Consider the following 16,338-nt stretch of genomic DNA (forward strand, 5'->3'; position numbering starts at 1 on the left):
ATTCCTTACTTAGTGAACAGGCCAAAGGTGTAGTTTTTATATAATGTGTCTTTGCGCATTCATTCATGGTCGTTATTGCTTGGTGTTATCCCATCTGTTCATTGCTACGCAGTACTCAGCTGTACTCTCTCCATACCCGCTAAAACACATCCGACCAAGCATTTTACCGCTATACTCATGATGAACCTATTTGATGAACAAGACCGGGGTCTACTTCATCAGGTTATGCACAGTGACAGTTCTCAAATAACCTACACTTACTGCTTCAAGTTAGGCCGACGTTGTCAGCGACTTTTGGCGAGTGCCAATCATCATTAGACTAACTGATGCTTAACGTAACAATTCTTTGAATTCCTATCTATTAAGCTAATATTTATCAATATTCTGCTGTTTTAGTGTACAGTATACAGATTGATTCTGACATTTTATCGCTACTTCACTACCTAACAAAATTGGGTTATTTTTTCTACCATGCCCAATAAATGGATAGTAAAAAACAGGTTTGTTAATTTTTTTAGCAAAATTTTCTATAACAGTTTTATATATTAGTCGCTGCTCATCTTTTGGGTCGAGAGGATAGAATTGACCAAATAAAATACCTTTGATATTAAATGACTTTTTATATAAAAGTTGATGTAGTTTTCTATCTAATTGCCTAAAAGACACACCCACATCTTCAATAACTAATACTTTATTATTCAAGTTAGGCTCATAGCGAGTTGAAAATAATGAAGTTACTAACGTTAAATTACCACCTCTTAACTCTCCAATTAAACCCTTTTTAGCTTGTTTGTTTAACGGAATAATACTGTTATATTGAACACCATTTTTAGCAATATTTTTTATATCAGGAAGCGGCTCTTGATCATTAATAATTATTTTTTCTCCATCATTTCTAATCATATCTCTATTATAACTTGCTACAACACCGTGTATTGACTTCCAACCAAGCTCTTCATTGATAAAACTATGTATTGCGGTCACATCACTGAAGCCTACAATCAACTTTGGCTTTGCTTTTTTTAAATCTTTTTTAGCGTGATAAAGGTACGGTAATAAATTTATACCACCACCTCCACCTCTCACAAACCATATAATATCAACTTTTGGGTTAATTAATGCATTGATTAAATTTTTTGCTCGCTCTTGATCAGTATTTACATAACCAAAATCAGATACAATTTGATTGAGGTATTTTTTTGTTACTACATAGTTTTCTTTTTCAAGAGTACTGATAATTTTTGGTATTTTGGTTTCATTATACTGGGTTGATACTGATATAAGTGCCACATTGGTATAATTTTTTGCTAATAAAGAATGTGAGAAAAGGATATAAAGGATAGCTACGGTTACTTTTTTAATCATACTAACTTTCTTACTACAAAATTGAACCAAGATCAAACCAAGTATGTATACTCATTCATGGATAATCTTGCAGCTTTATTGTAATGAGTCTTCATTACTCAATAGTTATGCTGCAAAATCATTCGTATTTACTACCTACTGGATTAATATCTTTATCGTTTCTACACCTTATTTTAAAGAGATTCAATAAACTATTCAATTTAAAAAAAACATACACGATCGTGCAAGTATTTTCTATATAATTTAATATTACGCGGTGCTCGACTTTTATTAGTTTGAAATGACGTCCCCTGACCCCAACCTTTGTTTTGCCAAAACAAGTTCAAGGGGACAGGGGATGTCAGTAGAAGAGTTTATCATAGCAGTTTATTGCTAGGTTGATGATACCTTTAATGATTTACTTAAACGACAAAGGTTACGTGAACGGGGGTTTAATCCATCCCTTTCAGATCTTGAAGTGATTGCAATGGAGCTTATCGGCGAATTTTTGGGCATGGATGAAGATACTCATATCTGGCGTTATTTCCGCGAACATTGGCGAAGCTATTTTCCAGATATCGGCTCAAGAAGCCAATTTTCAAAGCAAACAGCAAACTTATGGGCTATAAAACAGCAGTTACATAAACGAGTTGCCATAGCACTGGAAACAGTTGCTGACCCACTACATATTGTTGATGCTTTTCCTCTACCCGTTAGTCATTTTAAACGGGCGAAAAACTGTAGCCGTTTTAAAGAAGAAGCTGGCTATGGTTATTGTGCATCAAAAGATGAAACGTATTATGAGTTTAAAGGACACCTAATAATTGATTTTCATGGTGCAATTGCTGGGTTTACATTAACGCCTGCTAATAGTAGTGAACGAGAGGCCATCTGGGAATTAACCGATTCGATGAAGAGTGGTATTTTGTTAGGTGATAAAGGTTATTTAGGTGCAGCTTTTAAGGCAGAATTATTTGAGCTAAAAGGATTACAATTAGAACCCCCTGTCAGAGAAAAAATGATGGATCAACTTCCAGTGAAATGGAGAGGGAGGTTAAACCGGCTCCGACGACGGGTTGAGACAACGATTGGTCAGCTAGTAAAAACGTTTAATATTCAACGAACAAAAGGTAGAACCTTATGGAGTCTGACTAACCGAATAAGTCGTAAACTGTTATCGCACAGTTTTACTCAATAGAAATGAAGGCAATGCTCCACTTCAGTTGGCCCAATTAATAGGTTAAAATGTCTCGCTCTTGCTCAGTGCGTTTGAGTTCGCGTTTAAGACGAGCAATCTCAGCCTTTAAATCAACGTCCTCTTGCTGCTGGTTGGCTTTGACAGTTTTTTTACCCATCCATATAGGGTTTTCGAACTAATGCCCAATCGATCAGCAACTTCACCAACAGAATAGCCATGCACGACTACTTGATTGACTGCTTCTTGTTTAAATTCACCTGAGTAACGGATACCTTTACCCATGATTTACCTCTTATGGTTTAAGTTACATTTTTACCATAAAAAGTGTCTAAGGTTTTCAGGCCGTACCAACGAATCCCCTTGCTATATATGTGTAGATGTTAAAATAATTTGTGATGAGTATAGATTGTGCCAATGCAGCGCATGAACTAATAATATGGTTAGCATCTATTGTATCGGACATATTTGATATTTATCTAGGCTAGTTAGGACACCATCCTTGGTGCTTAATGAGGGTATAAAATTCATGAATTACCATCAAATGTTCTAGAAAGGTACTCTGATATTACAACTCATCTTTTTTGGGGCAGAAGCTGTTATAAGTTCGCTCCACATTTAACACCCGACCTTCAGTAATCTTATCTTCTAAACTTGCCACTTTATCTGCGTGAGTTAATATTGCCTGTTTAATTGATTTCATGGTTGCCCCCGGGCTACACGATTTCAATAATGCAGCAACACCCGATACAATTGCAGATGCTTCAGATGTGCCATTAGAAGGTTTCACTTCACCATCAGGGGTTAGTATTGCGATATTTTGCCCTGGTGCACCAATATCTACACGACTAGTGCCGTAGCGACTTCCTGTTGAACGTCCCCGGTAAATTTCTGGTGTTTCCCCAGGCTTATATTGAGCCAATGCTGCCACTCGAATTACAGGGTCATTGTCTTTATGTACCTTTGCTTTTGGCTTATAAGCAGCAGGCCAAATTTGTTTATCAGGTGAAGCTGTTCGTATATCTAGTGCATCATTACCAACCGAAGCAACAATTAATGCATTACCCGCTGCACCTATCCTCTGTAATAACATGCTCCACTCATTAGCATTACCTGTCCCAGTATTACCTCCTGAAATATTTATAATGGTTTCTTGTACACGTTCATCTGCTTGTAGACTAATAGCATCTTCCACCGCGGTTAATAATGAAGTACTGGTTCCATTTGGAGTCCAACGACGGTTAACAATTTTAACTCCTGGAGCAATCCCTACAATACGGGTTCCATTAACGATTGTATCCTGAGAAGCAATCACTCCAGCCATCGCAGTACCATGGATGTATTTTGCTTCATCATTTCCTTTGACAGGACCCGTTTTACCATCTGATGTATAACTTTTAGAAAATGCTTCTGTTCCTGACAAGCCCTTAACAAAACTGATTCCAGAATCTAATACTGATACCGATACAGTTGAACGAATTTTGATTTTATTGGTAATTTTATCTAATCCCGTGGCGCTAAAGTACCATGGTAAAGCATATTGCTGACCATGGTCAGGCTGTTTGGGTTTAAATGCCTTGGCATCAAATGTAGTTTCAGCTGTATAAGCGTGGTAGCCATGTACCACTGTGCCAAACAGTACAGCAGCACCAGCACAAACCCAGAAACTCACTGGGCCAATACAGCGCTTCTGTCGTCTAGATGAATGCAAGCCTAACCAAACCTGGCCATTTTCAGTATATTTATAGGCCAAATGCTTTACTTTTATGCCTTCCTGCTTGGTACTTGGAATGGCAAAATCAAAATCACTGCCAAATTGAGTTTTGCAAGTGCTATCACCATCAGCCCAGCTAACCGCACGTTCGGTAATTCGCCATTGGGTCCGGTCATTAGAGCGACAAATTACTTGATGTTGATTGTCACAATTATCAGCATACCAATAACGTTCATTATTACCTTTACCCATCACCACACAATGTCCGTTTTCTCTATTAGGCTGATTAGTAGCCCAATGACTATAAATAAATGGGCGAGAAGTCCAGGTTTCACCTCGATGATCTAAAGGATCTCGGTGACGATGATCATCTGCAATTTTAAAATAATTGACCCAAGTCCACTGGTTTGCCTGAAGAGCAATTACGGTATTAATTTCATCGTGATCTGCGTAAATCGAAAATTGATAATTATCGCCAAACTCATCATTACAAGCCTGATGTCCCATATCCCATTTATCAGCACGCTGAGTGATTTTTATGTTATTACTGTTGTATTTATGCTTGCAGACAAAAGGATATTGCTGTTCACAATTGGCTGTCCCTAATCCATTTTCCTGTCCTTTAAATGTAGCAGCGCATTGATCATCACTGGTTGTATAACTGGCAAACCAGTCATCTGTTATCCAATAGGGAAATGATGCATTACTACCTGCTAGAGCAGTATTATTTAGTGATATCTGCAACACCATTACCGATAATACAGATTTTGGTATTGTTAACTTCATAAATACATCCTCTTTGTCTTTATTTGACTATTTTATCTCATCTCAAAAAAAGAGATATGCTTTGCCATTTTTTAGTTAAAACTTTTTCGTTTTCTATCTTTTGCAAAACAATGCTACAAAAATATGCAAACTGTTGTTGTGTACATTTCACTTAATTAAATAAGGCTAATTAAGTGGTGTACTCTTTTTTTAAATATATATGTCAGAATAATAAGTCGATTTTCTGTATAGAATCGTGGTAATTACCTAAAATATATTATTTTATTGATGGGTGGCAAAAATAAAAAAACACATTATTAATGAGTTTTTTATTTTGTGAGGTGAATTTAAATAAATTATTTTGTTTTGTGAATAGAAGGTCGATTTTAAACTTGATGTACTACAAATTGATACGTATTTATATACTGGTGTTGTCGTACAAACTATTTGGCCTTTAATAAGGCTATGCTTAAGGTATATGTCTGTTACCCTTCAATAAAGATACTCTGCCATACAAAGTGAAACGATAATTCCAGTTGTTGGGTGAAAGAGGTTGATATTTTTGGCTAGTACCCTTAGTGCTCAAAATACCAAGCTCCTTGAAAAAAACCGGTAATTACTTTTATTAAAACTTATGGTTGCGTTATAGTAATTCACGATTAATATAAATCTTTGATGTCACCAGATGTCTGCTGCATGGTTGATTGTCGACATTGACCGGACAGAAAGTAGGTATTATCCAGTTCATCCCCAATTTGCGTTAGAAAAACCTGAATTTGATCTAGATACATATGTAACGATTGTTGTCTAAGATCGCTGGCTTGCGTTGAGAGTAAACTGGTGAGAGCCTGGTTGATTAAACTTAAGACAGCTTCGCTTTTAGGTAAGGGATGCGTATTGCGAGCAACTTCGGCAATGCAATAATAAATGGAGCGGGGGAATACTTTGGATTTTAATAAAAACGTTAATACTTGTTCTTGGGTAATATTAACCTGAACTTCACGTCTATACATTTGATAGGCGGTCATGGACTTTAGCACACTCATCCACTGAATATTTACAAAAGGGTGAAATTCCAGATGGTTATTTTGGGTGAGTAAATTTTTAGTGCGAACATCAATAATACGTGATGACATATCGGCTCGCTCGATATAACGTCCTATTTGTAAGAATAAATAACCTGCATCACGATTCATCGTATCAGCAAGTAATCCATTAATGGTTTGGCAGTAGGTAATGATAGTATTTAAATAGCTAAAACGTTTGGTTTTATGTTGGGCATAACTTATATAATCACTGGCATAGAAATACAGCGTATTTAATTGTTCCCAGGCTTCTTGGGGAATAACATCTCGAGTTGTTCTGGCATTTTCTCTTGCCGCATTTAACGCGAAGCGTAATGACGCAGGGCTTTTAATATCGGTTACTAAGTAAGTTAAAACATGAGCCTCACTGAAGTCGTTGTATAAACTCAGATATTGTTCTCTGGTGCCAGTAATATCTATCAGTGGTTCCCAACCAGGTGAAATACCTTTTGGTAAGTCTAACAAGAGGTGTGAGTTAACATTAATTAATCGTGCACTATTTTCGGCACGCTCTAAATAACGAGCTAACCAGTATATGGTTTCTATAACACGGGCTAACATGTTAAACAGGCCTCCTCCTCAACAATCCAGGTATCTTTACTACCGCCACCCTGTGATGAATTGACAACCAGTGATCCTGGCACCATGGCAACACGGGTTAGACCGCCCATGGTGACTTGTGTGGTATGACCGCTGAGAATAAAAGGGCGCATATCAACATGTCTAGGTTCTATGTGATGATTAATCAATGTAGGTACTGTTGATAACGCCAAGGTAGGCTGAGCAATGAAATTGCGTGGATTTGCTTTAATACATTCGGCAAATTGTTTCCGTTGTTTTTTGCTGGCAATAGGGCCAATTAACATGCCATAACCACCAGAAGCATTGGCAGGTTTAACCACTAATTTATCAAGATTATTGATGACATAATCCTGCTCTTTAGGATCAAAGCAGAGGTAAGTCGGCACGTTAGGTAATAATATAGTTTCATTTAAATAGTATTTAATCATTTTGGGGACAAAGGCATACACAACTTTGTCATCTGCAACGCCAGCCCCTGGCGCATTGGCCAGTGCGATATTACCTTTGGCCCATGCCTGCATTATACCGGGTACGCCTAATAGTGAGTCAGCATTAAATACTTTTGGGTCCAGAAATTGGTCATCAATACGCCGATAAATAACATCAACTTGCTCTAAACCTTCAATAGTGAGCATATAAACGTTGTCATTTTCTATGACCAAATCTCGGCCCTCAACCAATTCGCAGCCCATTTGTTGTGCTAAATAGGCATGCTCAAAATAAGCTGAGTTGTAAATACCTGGGGTTAATACCACAACGGTAGGGTTATCTGTGGGTCGTGGAGAGAGAGCCGCTAATGTGGCAAAAAGCTGAGAGGGATAATCATCAATGGGTAAAATAGAGTAATCTTCAAAAAAGTCTGGAAAAACCCGTTTCATTACAGACCGGTTTTCCAACATATAGGAAACACCTGAGGGCACCCGCAAATTGTCTTCTAATACATACATCACCCCTTGTTGGTCTCGAACCAGGTCTGAACCACAAATAGGTGACCAGCAATTTAATGGCGGGGTGATATCCATGCATTGGGGTCTGAAATTTTCGGAATTAGCGAGTAACTCAGCAGGAAAAACTCGATCTTTAATGATTTGCTGCTTGCTGTATATATCGCTGATAAATAGGTTTAATGCATGTACGCGTTGCTTTAGTCCTGCTTCAATAATTTGCCATTCAGTGTTTGGCATAATGCGCGGAATAATATCGAAAGGCCAAGCTCGATCAATGGCATCGCCTGATTCGTGATATACTGTAAAGGTAATACCCATCAATTTAATGGCTAATTCTGCCGCCGTGCGTGCAGTGTCTAATTCCTCATCACTAAATGATGCCAGATGATGGATGAGTCGTTTGGCAACGTTTCGGGGCTGATTATGTTTATCAATTAATTCGTCCTGAGCTTGACGAAGATTATAGTCATTCCATTGAATAGTCATAATAGGCTATAGGCTAGTTAAACGTGTGTGTATGCGTTCGTGCAACATCTACCTGGACTTTTAAATGGTGATGACCTCCACCATAAATAACGCCTTTTAATGGGGTGACATCGGCATAATCTCTACCTTGTGCTATTACAATATAGCGTTCATTTGCTATTTGGTTATTGGTTGGATCAAAGCCTTGCCAGCCGAACTCAGGAATAAAAACATTCAGCCAGGCATGAGATGCATCGACACCTGTGAGTTTTGGCTTGCCTGGTGGGGAGTCCGTTTCTAAATAACCACTGATATACATAGCAGGTAAGCCCATACTACGTAAGCAGCCAATGGCCAGGTGGGCAAAATCCTGACATACGCCTTTCCGATGTTCGATAACGTCCTCTAATGGGGTTGAAAGGGTGCTAAAACCAGGTTCATATTTAAAGTCATGATATATACGGCTGATTAAGTCATTTACCGCATCCAGTAATGGCCGGTCTGGGGGAAAGGAACTGAGGGCATACTCTTTGACGCAACGTGATTGAGGTATCAGCGGAGAAGGCAGAATAAACTCATACATCATGAGTTGTTTATGTTTATTTACGTGCTCCAGGTGCTGATAAAACTGGTCCCAAGGTACGCTATTAGTAGGGGGAGGTGAGGGTAGTTTGCTGGTTGGTGTGGTGGCAACTTCACTGATCACTGAAATGGTCAGCTCTTGATGTTGTTGGTGAATATCAAAGCTAAAAACATGGTTGCCAAAATAGTCAATTCGTTGAAAGCTGCTACGAGGTGAAGGTGATACATGAACCTTACTGAATGCACAGGTCTGTAAGGGTAAATTCATTGGACTCATACGTGCTTCGTTATGGCAACGACTGACTGGGTTCGTATAAACATAATGTGTAGTATGAGTAATACGGAACGTATTCATACATTAACCTCATTGGGCAAAGAAACCTCCGCAGACATAGACGTCAACTGTTGTGCCTGTTCGGTATGACTGAAATACGTGTGGTGCAGGGTATTAGCGAGCTCTAACAGGTTGCTATTGCATTCATCGAGAAGTTTAAGCAGTAAGTGAGGCAATCCATCCTCACCACGTTGTGCGAGCGTGTTTGCGGTTGCCAGACGAAGACGCGTTGTCGTTGCTAAAATGATGCGTTGTTCAGCAGAATATTCACGCTGCTGATGACGAGGTAAGTGATCAATTAATCGTTGAATACGATAGATCTGGTAAGCGAGGGCGCGAGGGTTTGTTTCATCAAGAATTAATAAGGCAAGGGTATTTTCCATTTGCTGTAGTGCCCGATAACGGCGGCGGTGGGTAATCAGACTTTCGTTATTAACCAGTAAAGCCTCTTGTAATAAGTGATCAACGGTGTCATCAAGTGTTTGATTGAAGCAACTTTGCGTTAAGCTGATTTGTAAAAGGCTACGCTCAATGCGTCGGCCCAGGTCAAACAAATACCAGCCACTTTCATGAGGCATACTTTCTGCGGTAAGACCGGTAAAGGCCATAATTGTCGTGATAAGTTCATCAAGACAGTTTTGTAAATCCCCCAAATCAGTGGGTGGACAGTAGAGTTGTCCAAGAATATCGTCAATATCATCAATCGTACGCCAGGTATCACTAGACCATAAATCACGTACACTAAATGCCGCATGTAAAAAAGCCGCAAGTACTTGTGCCAGACTGCCAATGCGTTCACTGTCTCGTACGAGAGATAACAGCTCCGGGGTCGGTTGTTTGTATTGTTGATTGACGTCTTCGCCAGTAAACCCCGGCTGGGTATTAGTCATTAATGTAAGACCGGTTAATAAAACATAGAGGCATCGTTGATCAGCCTCGCTGGCGCATTCATCCTGATTATTGATACGGTCCATGATGGTTCGCAATAAACGAGAGCTACCTTCTGCTCGTTCAATATAGCGTCCAACCCAAAATAAACTTTCTGCTGCCCGGCTGGGTAGAATGCCTTCATAGCTTAGAGCTGTCATAACGCCTGGGGTCAAGGGTTGGAGGCGAATGGGGCGATCAACTTCATGGGATAAAATCCAGGTATCTTTGCTGATGCCGCCATTGGTTTGCCACTGAAACCAGCCTTCATTGTTATTGGCGATACGCGTCAGCCCACCTGGCAGCGCAACATAAGCGCCACCCTCAGCCACTAAAAAAGTGCGTAGTTGGTAATAGCGAGGTTGGAGTTTATCGTCAATGAGGGTGGGGGTGGTTGCTAGCTGAGGTTGTTGCTGGCCGATATAAAAATACGGCATTTGTTTAATTTTGCGTTTGAGCTGTTGCTGCTCATTTATCGTCATCATGGCAGGGTAATAGTAAGGCTCATTACCAAAAATAGGCTTGATAACCAGCTGTTCTAAATGAGCCAATACATAATTCAGTGCGGTTTTTTGCCCACACCACCACGTTGCAATTGAAGGTAGATGTAGTGATTCGCCTAACAGGTTTTTGGTAATTGCAGGCAGGAAGGCTAATAATCCTGGGTTTTCGAGAATGCTGGTACCAAGGGGATTATTGATGGCAACTGTCTGATTTCGTACGGCTTGTAGCAGACCAGGAACCCCTTGTTGAGAATCTTGCTGAAGTTCAAGCGGATCACAAGCTAAATCATCGGTTCGTCGTAAAATAATATCGACCCGCTGCAGGCCTGCCAGTGATTTTAGCCATACTTTGCCATCTCGAACGGTTAAATCATCACCCTGGACGAGGGGGTAGCCCAGATAGGTTGCTAAATAGGCATGCTCATAGTAAGTATCGCTGTCTGGTCCTGGTGTGAGTACAACAATGCGTGCGTCATCTAAATGCTGGGAAACAAGGGCCTGAAGCCCATTTCGCCAAGACTGAAAAAAATGATAAAGGCGATGAACTGTTATTGGACGTAATGCTTCTGGAATAATGCGGTTCATAATCATTCGGCATTCCAGTGCATAGCCAGCACCTGAAGGGTTTTGAGCTCGGTCCGCAAGGACCCAAAACTGACCATCTGCACCACGTGCAAGATCAATAGCAAAGTGCATTAATTGGTGCGAGACCGCTAACCTAACTTGGTCACAGGGTCGTTGAAAACCTGGGTGGGCAAACACTAGTTCAGGAGGAATAACATTTTGTTTGAGCAGCCGCCGCTCACCGTAAAGATCTTGCAGAATACAGTCAAAAAGAAAGGCACGTTGCTGTATGCCTTTCTCTAATAGTTGCCAGTCGTGTTCAGCCAGCACCAAAGGCAGTGGATCGAGTTGCCAGCTTCTGAGGTATTGGTTGGTTTGACTATGGACATTGTAGGTTATGCCATTTTCCTGGAGTAAGCGTTTAGCCTCCAGCCTAGGTTTTTCAAAGGCTCTGGGTGTAAGGGAGTGGAGCTGTTGTATCAAGGGCTGCCAGGCAGGCTTGATACACAGGCTTTCTCCTGACCACATTTCATCAAGAAAACCAGGCCTCAGTTGCTGTTGATACTGCTGTAGCCAATCACTATTGGTTTCGTTGGTAAAATTACTCATTGCTGGCGTAAGTCCAAGGTATAGGGGTACTCATTGGCTATTTGTACTTTAGGTAAGCTAATTGGACCTGGTCCGGAGCCTTCTGCGACAAAGTGCCAATGACTTGGCCCACTGTTAGCGTGTGGTTCTTGGATACCTGGACTGTGACCATGTGGCCAGAAGCGAGCAAGCCGGCGGCCTTCAGCGGCGTAGCTGTTAACGGCAAATGCTTCGAAGTGTCGACCACCAGGATGAGCAACATGATAAGTACAGCCGCCAACCGCTCGACAAGACCAGGTGTCAATGACATCAAACACTAGTGGTGAGTGCACGCCAATCGTAGGGTGCAAGGCTGTGGGCGGCTGCCAGGCACGGAATCGGACACCACCCACAAACTCACCAGGAGAACCTGTAGCGTGGAGTGGTACTTGAATACCATTACAGCTGATGACATGACGGCTTGGGGTTAAACCACTCACTTTCACTTGCAGTCGCTCTACCGATGAGTCAACAAAGCGGGCAGTACCTTGCTGAACAACCTCTTCACCTAAAACATGCCAGGGCTCTATAGCACCTCGCAACTCTAAATGAATGTTACCTAGCTGAATTTCACCAAATACAGGGAAGCGAAAATATAAGAAAGGAGCTAACCAGTTAAGCTGAAAGCCGTAACCAGCTTGCTGAATATCTGCAGTCACGTCGGCAATATCATTCCAGATACAGTAAGGCAGCATAAAACGATCGTGAAGGACTGTGCCCCAACGGACTAGGGGGTGGTGGTAAGGTGTCTGCCAGAAACGTGCAACAAGGGTACGGAGTAATAACATTTGAACCAAACTCATACAGGCATGAGGAGGCATTTCAAAGGCTCTAAATTCGAGTAACCCAAGCCGACGCTGGGCATTTTCGGGTGGATATAACTTATCAATACAAAATTCTGCACGGTGAGTGTTGCCTGTAATATCCACTAACAGATGCCTGAGCAAGCGGTCAATGAGCCATGGATGAGGTGTTTCACTTCTTTTAGGTATTTGTTGAAAGGCGATTTCCAGTTCGTATAAGGCTTCATGTCTAGCCTCATCTATGCGTGGGGCTTGGCTGGTAGGACCTACAAACAAACCAGAAAATAAATAAGATAAGCCTGGGTGGTGCTGCCAGTAGGTAATTAAACTTTGTAATACGTCAGGTCTGCGGAGTAGTGGGCTGTCTGCTGGAGTAGAGCCACCCAAGGTGACATGGTTTCCACCACCAGTGCCACATTGGCGACCATCTAACATGTATTTTTCAGTACCTAGCCGGCTTTCGTGGGCCGCTTTATAAAGGCTATTCGTTGTTGCTTTGAGTTCAGCCCAACTACTCGCAGGGTGAATATTGACCTCAATGACGCCAGGATCAGGTGTCACTTTGAATGACTCAATGCGTTGATCAAGGGGAGGAGGATAGCCTTCGATGATAATCGGGGTTTGCAACTTATCGGCTGTTTGCTCAAGAGTGTGTAACAGCGCTAAATAGTGTTCGAGGTGAGATAGCGGTGGCATGAATACATGTAGGGTGTCATTGCGGAGTTCTATGACTAAAGCGGTGGTAAGTGGCAGTCCACTGTTATGAATATCGTCGAGTGTTTGCGGTTGTAAATCAAATGCAGGGCAATGAGTGATATGGTTAGCCGTGTGGGTGAAGCCATCAACGGGATCTGGTAAAGGTGGAACATGTTCAAATAAATCTCTGGGCAGAGAATCAGGCTCCTTAAGCGGAGTGGACCAGTGGATGCGATCTAATGGTAAACGTAAACCAATGGGAGAATCTCCCGGAATTAAGAAGAGTTTGCCTCGGCGAAATTGCCAGAAAGCGGTTTTCCAGCGTTGTTGAATAAAATCCCAATTTAATGGAAGTACTAAGCCACAAGGTTGATCTTTATGTTGTTTGAGCTGCGCTAAAATAGATTGTCGATGGTCATCATCATCTGACGCTGCTAGTGATTGTGGAGTATCAATGGGTAGATTTTCTTCCTGCCAAAGCAGATAGTATATGTCTTCATAAGCGGGCAGAATGGCATTGGTGGGTACTTGAAGCTGATCGGCAATAAGTAACATGAAGCGTTCAGCTTCGTGTAAAGAGGTTTGATGCTTGTGGAAAGGGTTAGCGAATAAATGTTGGTTTTGCCAAAGGGGCTGTCCGTCTTTACGCCAATAACAACCTAGCTCCCATCGAGGTAATGGCTCACCTGGGTACCATTTTCCTTGACTATAATGCTTGAGCCCACCTTTAGCGAAAACGGTTTTTAACTTGTCTAGCAGTTGTTCTGCACGCTCACGTTTTTCTGGACCATCGGCGAGGGTATTCCATTGTAGTGAATCTGGGTTATCGATACCAACAAAAGTGGGCTCACCACCCATCGTTAAACGTACATCCAGTGCAGTAAGTTGTTTATCGACTAATTCTCCAAGTTGATCAATCGCTTGCCACTGCTCATCTGTGTAGGGTTTGGTGACCCTTGGTTCTTCTTTAATGCGAGTAACGGAGTTAGCAAAGGAAAATGTCACTTCACTTTTACTGGTTGCACCAGAAACCGGAGCTGCACTTCTATAATCAGGGGTACAGGCCAGAGGAATATGACCTTCCCCAGCAAATAAGCCCGAAGTGGGGTCTAGGCCAATCCACCCAGCCCCTGGCACGTATACCTCAGCCCAAGCATGAAGATCAGTGAAATCAGCATCAGGACCACTAGGCCCATCCAGAGATTTGATATCGGGGGCTAGCTGCACGAGGTAGCCTGATACAAAACGTGCCGCTAGCCCCAAGTGTCGAACGATTTGTACTAATAGCCAAGCAGAATCACGGCAGGAACCGGACTTTTTGGTTAGCGTGGTTTCACAGGATTGCACGCCAGGTTCAGTACGAATGGTATAGCTAATGGTTTGTTGTAAAGTGCGGTTTAACTCAACTAAAAAGTCGACAATATGTAAGTCTTTCTTTCGCCACATGTTGATCCAGTCGTGCAGGAAAGGACCATGTTCTTGCTGCTCTAAATAGGGGATAAGCTCGTGCTTTAATTGGGGCTCATAGTCAAAGGGGTAATTTTCGGCGTACTCATCAACAAAAAAGTCAAATGGATTAATGCTGGTGAGGGTTGCCAAAATATCGACTTCAATATCTAAGTGTGTTGCTTGCTCAGGGAAAACAACACGGGCCAAATAGTTGCCAAAGGGATCCTGTTGCCAGTTGATAAAATGTTGATGGGGAGAAATGGTGAGTGAATAGGCGTCAATCGTTGTACGACAATGAGGCGCTGGCCTGAGTCGAAACGTATGAGGCGACAAAGAAACAGGTCTATCGTACTGATAGGTCGTTCGGTGGTTAAGCGCAACTTGTATGGCCATTACTATGAATCCCTAGCCAAAATTTATTCCCTAACGATATACCTTTCGCGAATCTCTCTTTTGATTCGTAGATTACGTTCTAAATTATCAAGTGTAGACATTAATAAGGAATATAAAAAAATGTTTTAGTTTGTTATTTAAAAAAGTGTAATGAATTTGGCGTTAGATGTTAGATATAACTATTACGCTCTTTCAGTTTAGGTATTACGGAATGGTAGAGGGAGCACTTTTGGTATTGCAATGGTTGTTAATGAGCTGGCTATTCAGCCTTGTTGCTGTAGGCGTAATAGCTAAAACGTTGCCTGACATTGAACCGGGTGAATGGTATGCCGTACCTCATTCTCAACTGGTGAACGTACCGAAAAAAACTAAAGCGCCTGGTTCATGGACGGGGTTTTCAGCAATAACGGGGGCTTGGTCTGGTGGAGCCTTTGATACAAAGCAACAGCAGTTAATTATTTGGGGCGGTGGTCATCGAGATTATTCAGGTAATGAACTGTATAGTTTTTCTTTACGCACATTATCTTGGCAACAATTAACAATAGCCGCAAATAATGTCGATGAAAAGGGAAAACTTTCAATCACGGGGTATTATCCGAATGGCAGTCCCAGGGCCCGACACACATACAATACCTTACAGTATTTAGTTGAGCAGAACTTGTTTTGTGCTTTTGGCGCTGCAGCAATGTTTCCCTTGTCACAACATATGTTACCAAATACCGATTGCTATGATTTAACAGATGGCCGTTGGTTAAGATTACCGCCAGTGATTTCAGGAGGATATGGTATCAGCTCAACTACGGCTTATGATCCAGTGACAGGTGATATATATAGCTTAGGTAGTGGTGGAGGTTCAGCCTTAGTAAAGTATGATCCAGGGGCGCGGAAATGGACAGAGGTTACGGCTGAATTACCAGGTTGGGTTAGTTATGATTACACGGCTGTAATTTCACTGAACCCGCATTGGTATGTATTAGTAGGAAATAAAGAAACACGCTTTATTGATTTGCAGAATCCTGACAAGGGATTACAGCATTTGACAACGCAAGGTGATACGGAAATAGAGCAATTTGCGAATGTCGGGTTTGCTGCCCACCAACCCAGTGGTTTGTTGGTGGCTTGGCATAGTGGTGCTGTGGTGTATACATTAAATTTGAAAACAATGTCTTGGAAAAAGCGTCTTTCTAAAATGTCAGGTAAGAAAAAACTGGCTCCGAAAGCACTGCAAAATGGCACATTTGGACGTTTTCGTTACAGTGAAAAATACAACATTTTTATTGTAGTCAATAGTGTAAAAGATCCTGTTTTTTTGTATCGGTTAGCTCAGTAAAAATATCGTCAAATGCCTATAAAAATAGAATAG

The 16,338-nt window shown here is 41.4% G+C and carries 9 protein-coding genes and 1 pseudogene; 2 read left to right on the forward strand and 8 right to left on the reverse strand.

Annotated features, from left to right (window positions below; translation table 11 throughout):
* Positions 1-366: 366 nt before the first annotated feature.
* A complete protein-coding gene (locus KCG35_RS16990; protein WP_215820993.1) occupies positions 367-1,365 on the reverse strand; it encodes an LD-carboxypeptidase in 999 nt (332 codons plus the stop codon).
* A 337-nt stretch (positions 1,366-1,702) separates the two neighbouring features.
* Between KCG35_RS16990 and KCG35_RS16995 the strand changes: the two are divergent.
* Positions 1,703-2,588: pseudogene (locus KCG35_RS16995) on the forward strand (IS982 family transposase).
* Positions 2,589-2,647: 59 nt separating this feature from the next.
* Here KCG35_RS16995 and KCG35_RS17000 read toward each other — a convergent pair.
* The 7 genes from KCG35_RS17000 to KCG35_RS17030 form a co-directional block, all read right to left on the reverse strand.
* Positions 2,648-2,824 (reverse strand): transposase, encoded by a 177-nt coding sequence (locus KCG35_RS17000; RefSeq protein ID WP_215820995.1) that lies wholly within the window; start codon positions 2,822-2,824, stop codon positions 2,648-2,650.
* Between the two features lie 283 nt (positions 2,825-3,107).
* Positions 3,108-5,039, reverse strand: a complete 1,932-nt coding sequence (locus tag KCG35_RS17005) for a S8 family serine peptidase (RefSeq protein WP_215820996.1) — start codon at positions 5,037-5,039, stop codon at positions 3,108-3,110.
* Between the two features lie 638 nt (positions 5,040-5,677).
* Positions 5,678-6,664, reverse strand: a complete 987-nt coding sequence (locus KCG35_RS17010) for an alpha-E domain-containing protein (protein ID WP_215820997.1) — start codon at positions 6,662-6,664, stop codon at positions 5,678-5,680.
* Positions 6,658-8,118 (reverse strand): circularly permuted type 2 ATP-grasp protein, encoded by a 1,461-nt coding sequence (locus KCG35_RS17015; protein ID WP_215820998.1) that lies wholly within the window; start codon positions 8,116-8,118, stop codon positions 6,658-6,660. The genes KCG35_RS17010 and KCG35_RS17015 overlap by 7 nt, the downstream gene beginning before the upstream one ends.
* Before the next feature lie 13 nt (positions 8,119-8,131).
* Positions 8,132-9,034, reverse strand: coding sequence for a transglutaminase family protein (locus KCG35_RS17020; RefSeq protein ID WP_215820999.1), 903 nt, complete (start codon positions 9,032-9,034; stop codon positions 8,132-8,134).
* Positions 9,031-11,616, reverse strand: a complete 2,586-nt coding sequence (locus KCG35_RS17025; RefSeq protein ID WP_215821000.1) for a circularly permuted type 2 ATP-grasp protein — start codon at positions 11,614-11,616, stop codon at positions 9,031-9,033. Before KCG35_RS17025 ends, KCG35_RS17020 begins: the two co-directional genes overlap by 4 nt.
* Positions 11,613-14,975, reverse strand: coding sequence for a transglutaminase family protein (locus KCG35_RS17030; RefSeq protein ID WP_215821001.1), 3,363 nt, complete (start codon positions 14,973-14,975; stop codon positions 11,613-11,615). Before KCG35_RS17030 ends, KCG35_RS17025 begins: the two co-directional genes overlap by 4 nt.
* A 211-nt stretch (positions 14,976-15,186) precedes the next feature.
* Between KCG35_RS17030 and KCG35_RS17035 the strand changes: the two genes are divergently transcribed.
* On the forward strand, positions 15,187-16,305 hold the full coding sequence (locus KCG35_RS17035) for a hypothetical protein (protein WP_215821002.1): 1,119 nt from the start codon (positions 15,187-15,189) through the stop codon (positions 16,303-16,305).
* Positions 16,306-16,338 lie beyond the last annotated feature (33 nt).

The organism is Zooshikella harenae, from assembly GCF_018837975.1.
GTDB lineage: Bacteria > Pseudomonadota > Gammaproteobacteria > Pseudomonadales > Zooshikellaceae > Zooshikella > Zooshikella harenae.

What these genes read in the sequence shown, in the direction of transcription:
- KCG35_RS16990 (WP_215820993.1), bottom strand. Translation starts at nt 1,365, where the DNA reads ATGATTAAAAAAGTAACCGTAGCTATCCTTTATATCCTTTTCTCACAT.
- KCG35_RS17000 (WP_215820995.1), bottom strand. Translation starts at nt 2,824, where the DNA reads ATGGGTAAAGGTATCCGTTACTCAGGTGAATTTAAACAAGAAGCAGTC.
- KCG35_RS17005 (WP_215820996.1), bottom strand. Translation starts at nt 5,039, where the DNA reads ATGAAGTTAACAATACCAAAATCTGTATTATCGGTAATGGTGTTGCAG.
- KCG35_RS17010 (WP_215820997.1), bottom strand. Translation starts at nt 6,664, where the DNA reads ATGTTAGCCCGTGTTATAGAAACCATATACTGGTTAGCTCGTTATTTA.
- KCG35_RS17015 (WP_215820998.1), bottom strand. Translation starts at nt 8,118, where the DNA reads ATGACTATTCAATGGAATGACTATAATCTTCGTCAAGCTCAGGACGAA.
- KCG35_RS17020 (WP_215820999.1), bottom strand. Translation starts at nt 9,034, where the DNA reads ATGAATACGTTCCGTATTACTCATACTACACATTATGTTTATACGAAC.
- KCG35_RS17025 (WP_215821000.1), bottom strand. Translation starts at nt 11,616, where the DNA reads ATGAGTAATTTTACCAACGAAACCAATAGTGATTGGCTACAGCAGTAT.
- KCG35_RS17030 (WP_215821001.1), bottom strand. Translation starts at nt 14,975, where the DNA reads ATGGCCATACAAGTTGCGCTTAACCACCGAACGACCTATCAGTACGAT.
- KCG35_RS17035 (WP_215821002.1), top strand. Translation starts at nt 15,187, where the DNA reads ATGGTAGAGGGAGCACTTTTGGTATTGCAATGGTTGTTAATGAGCTGG.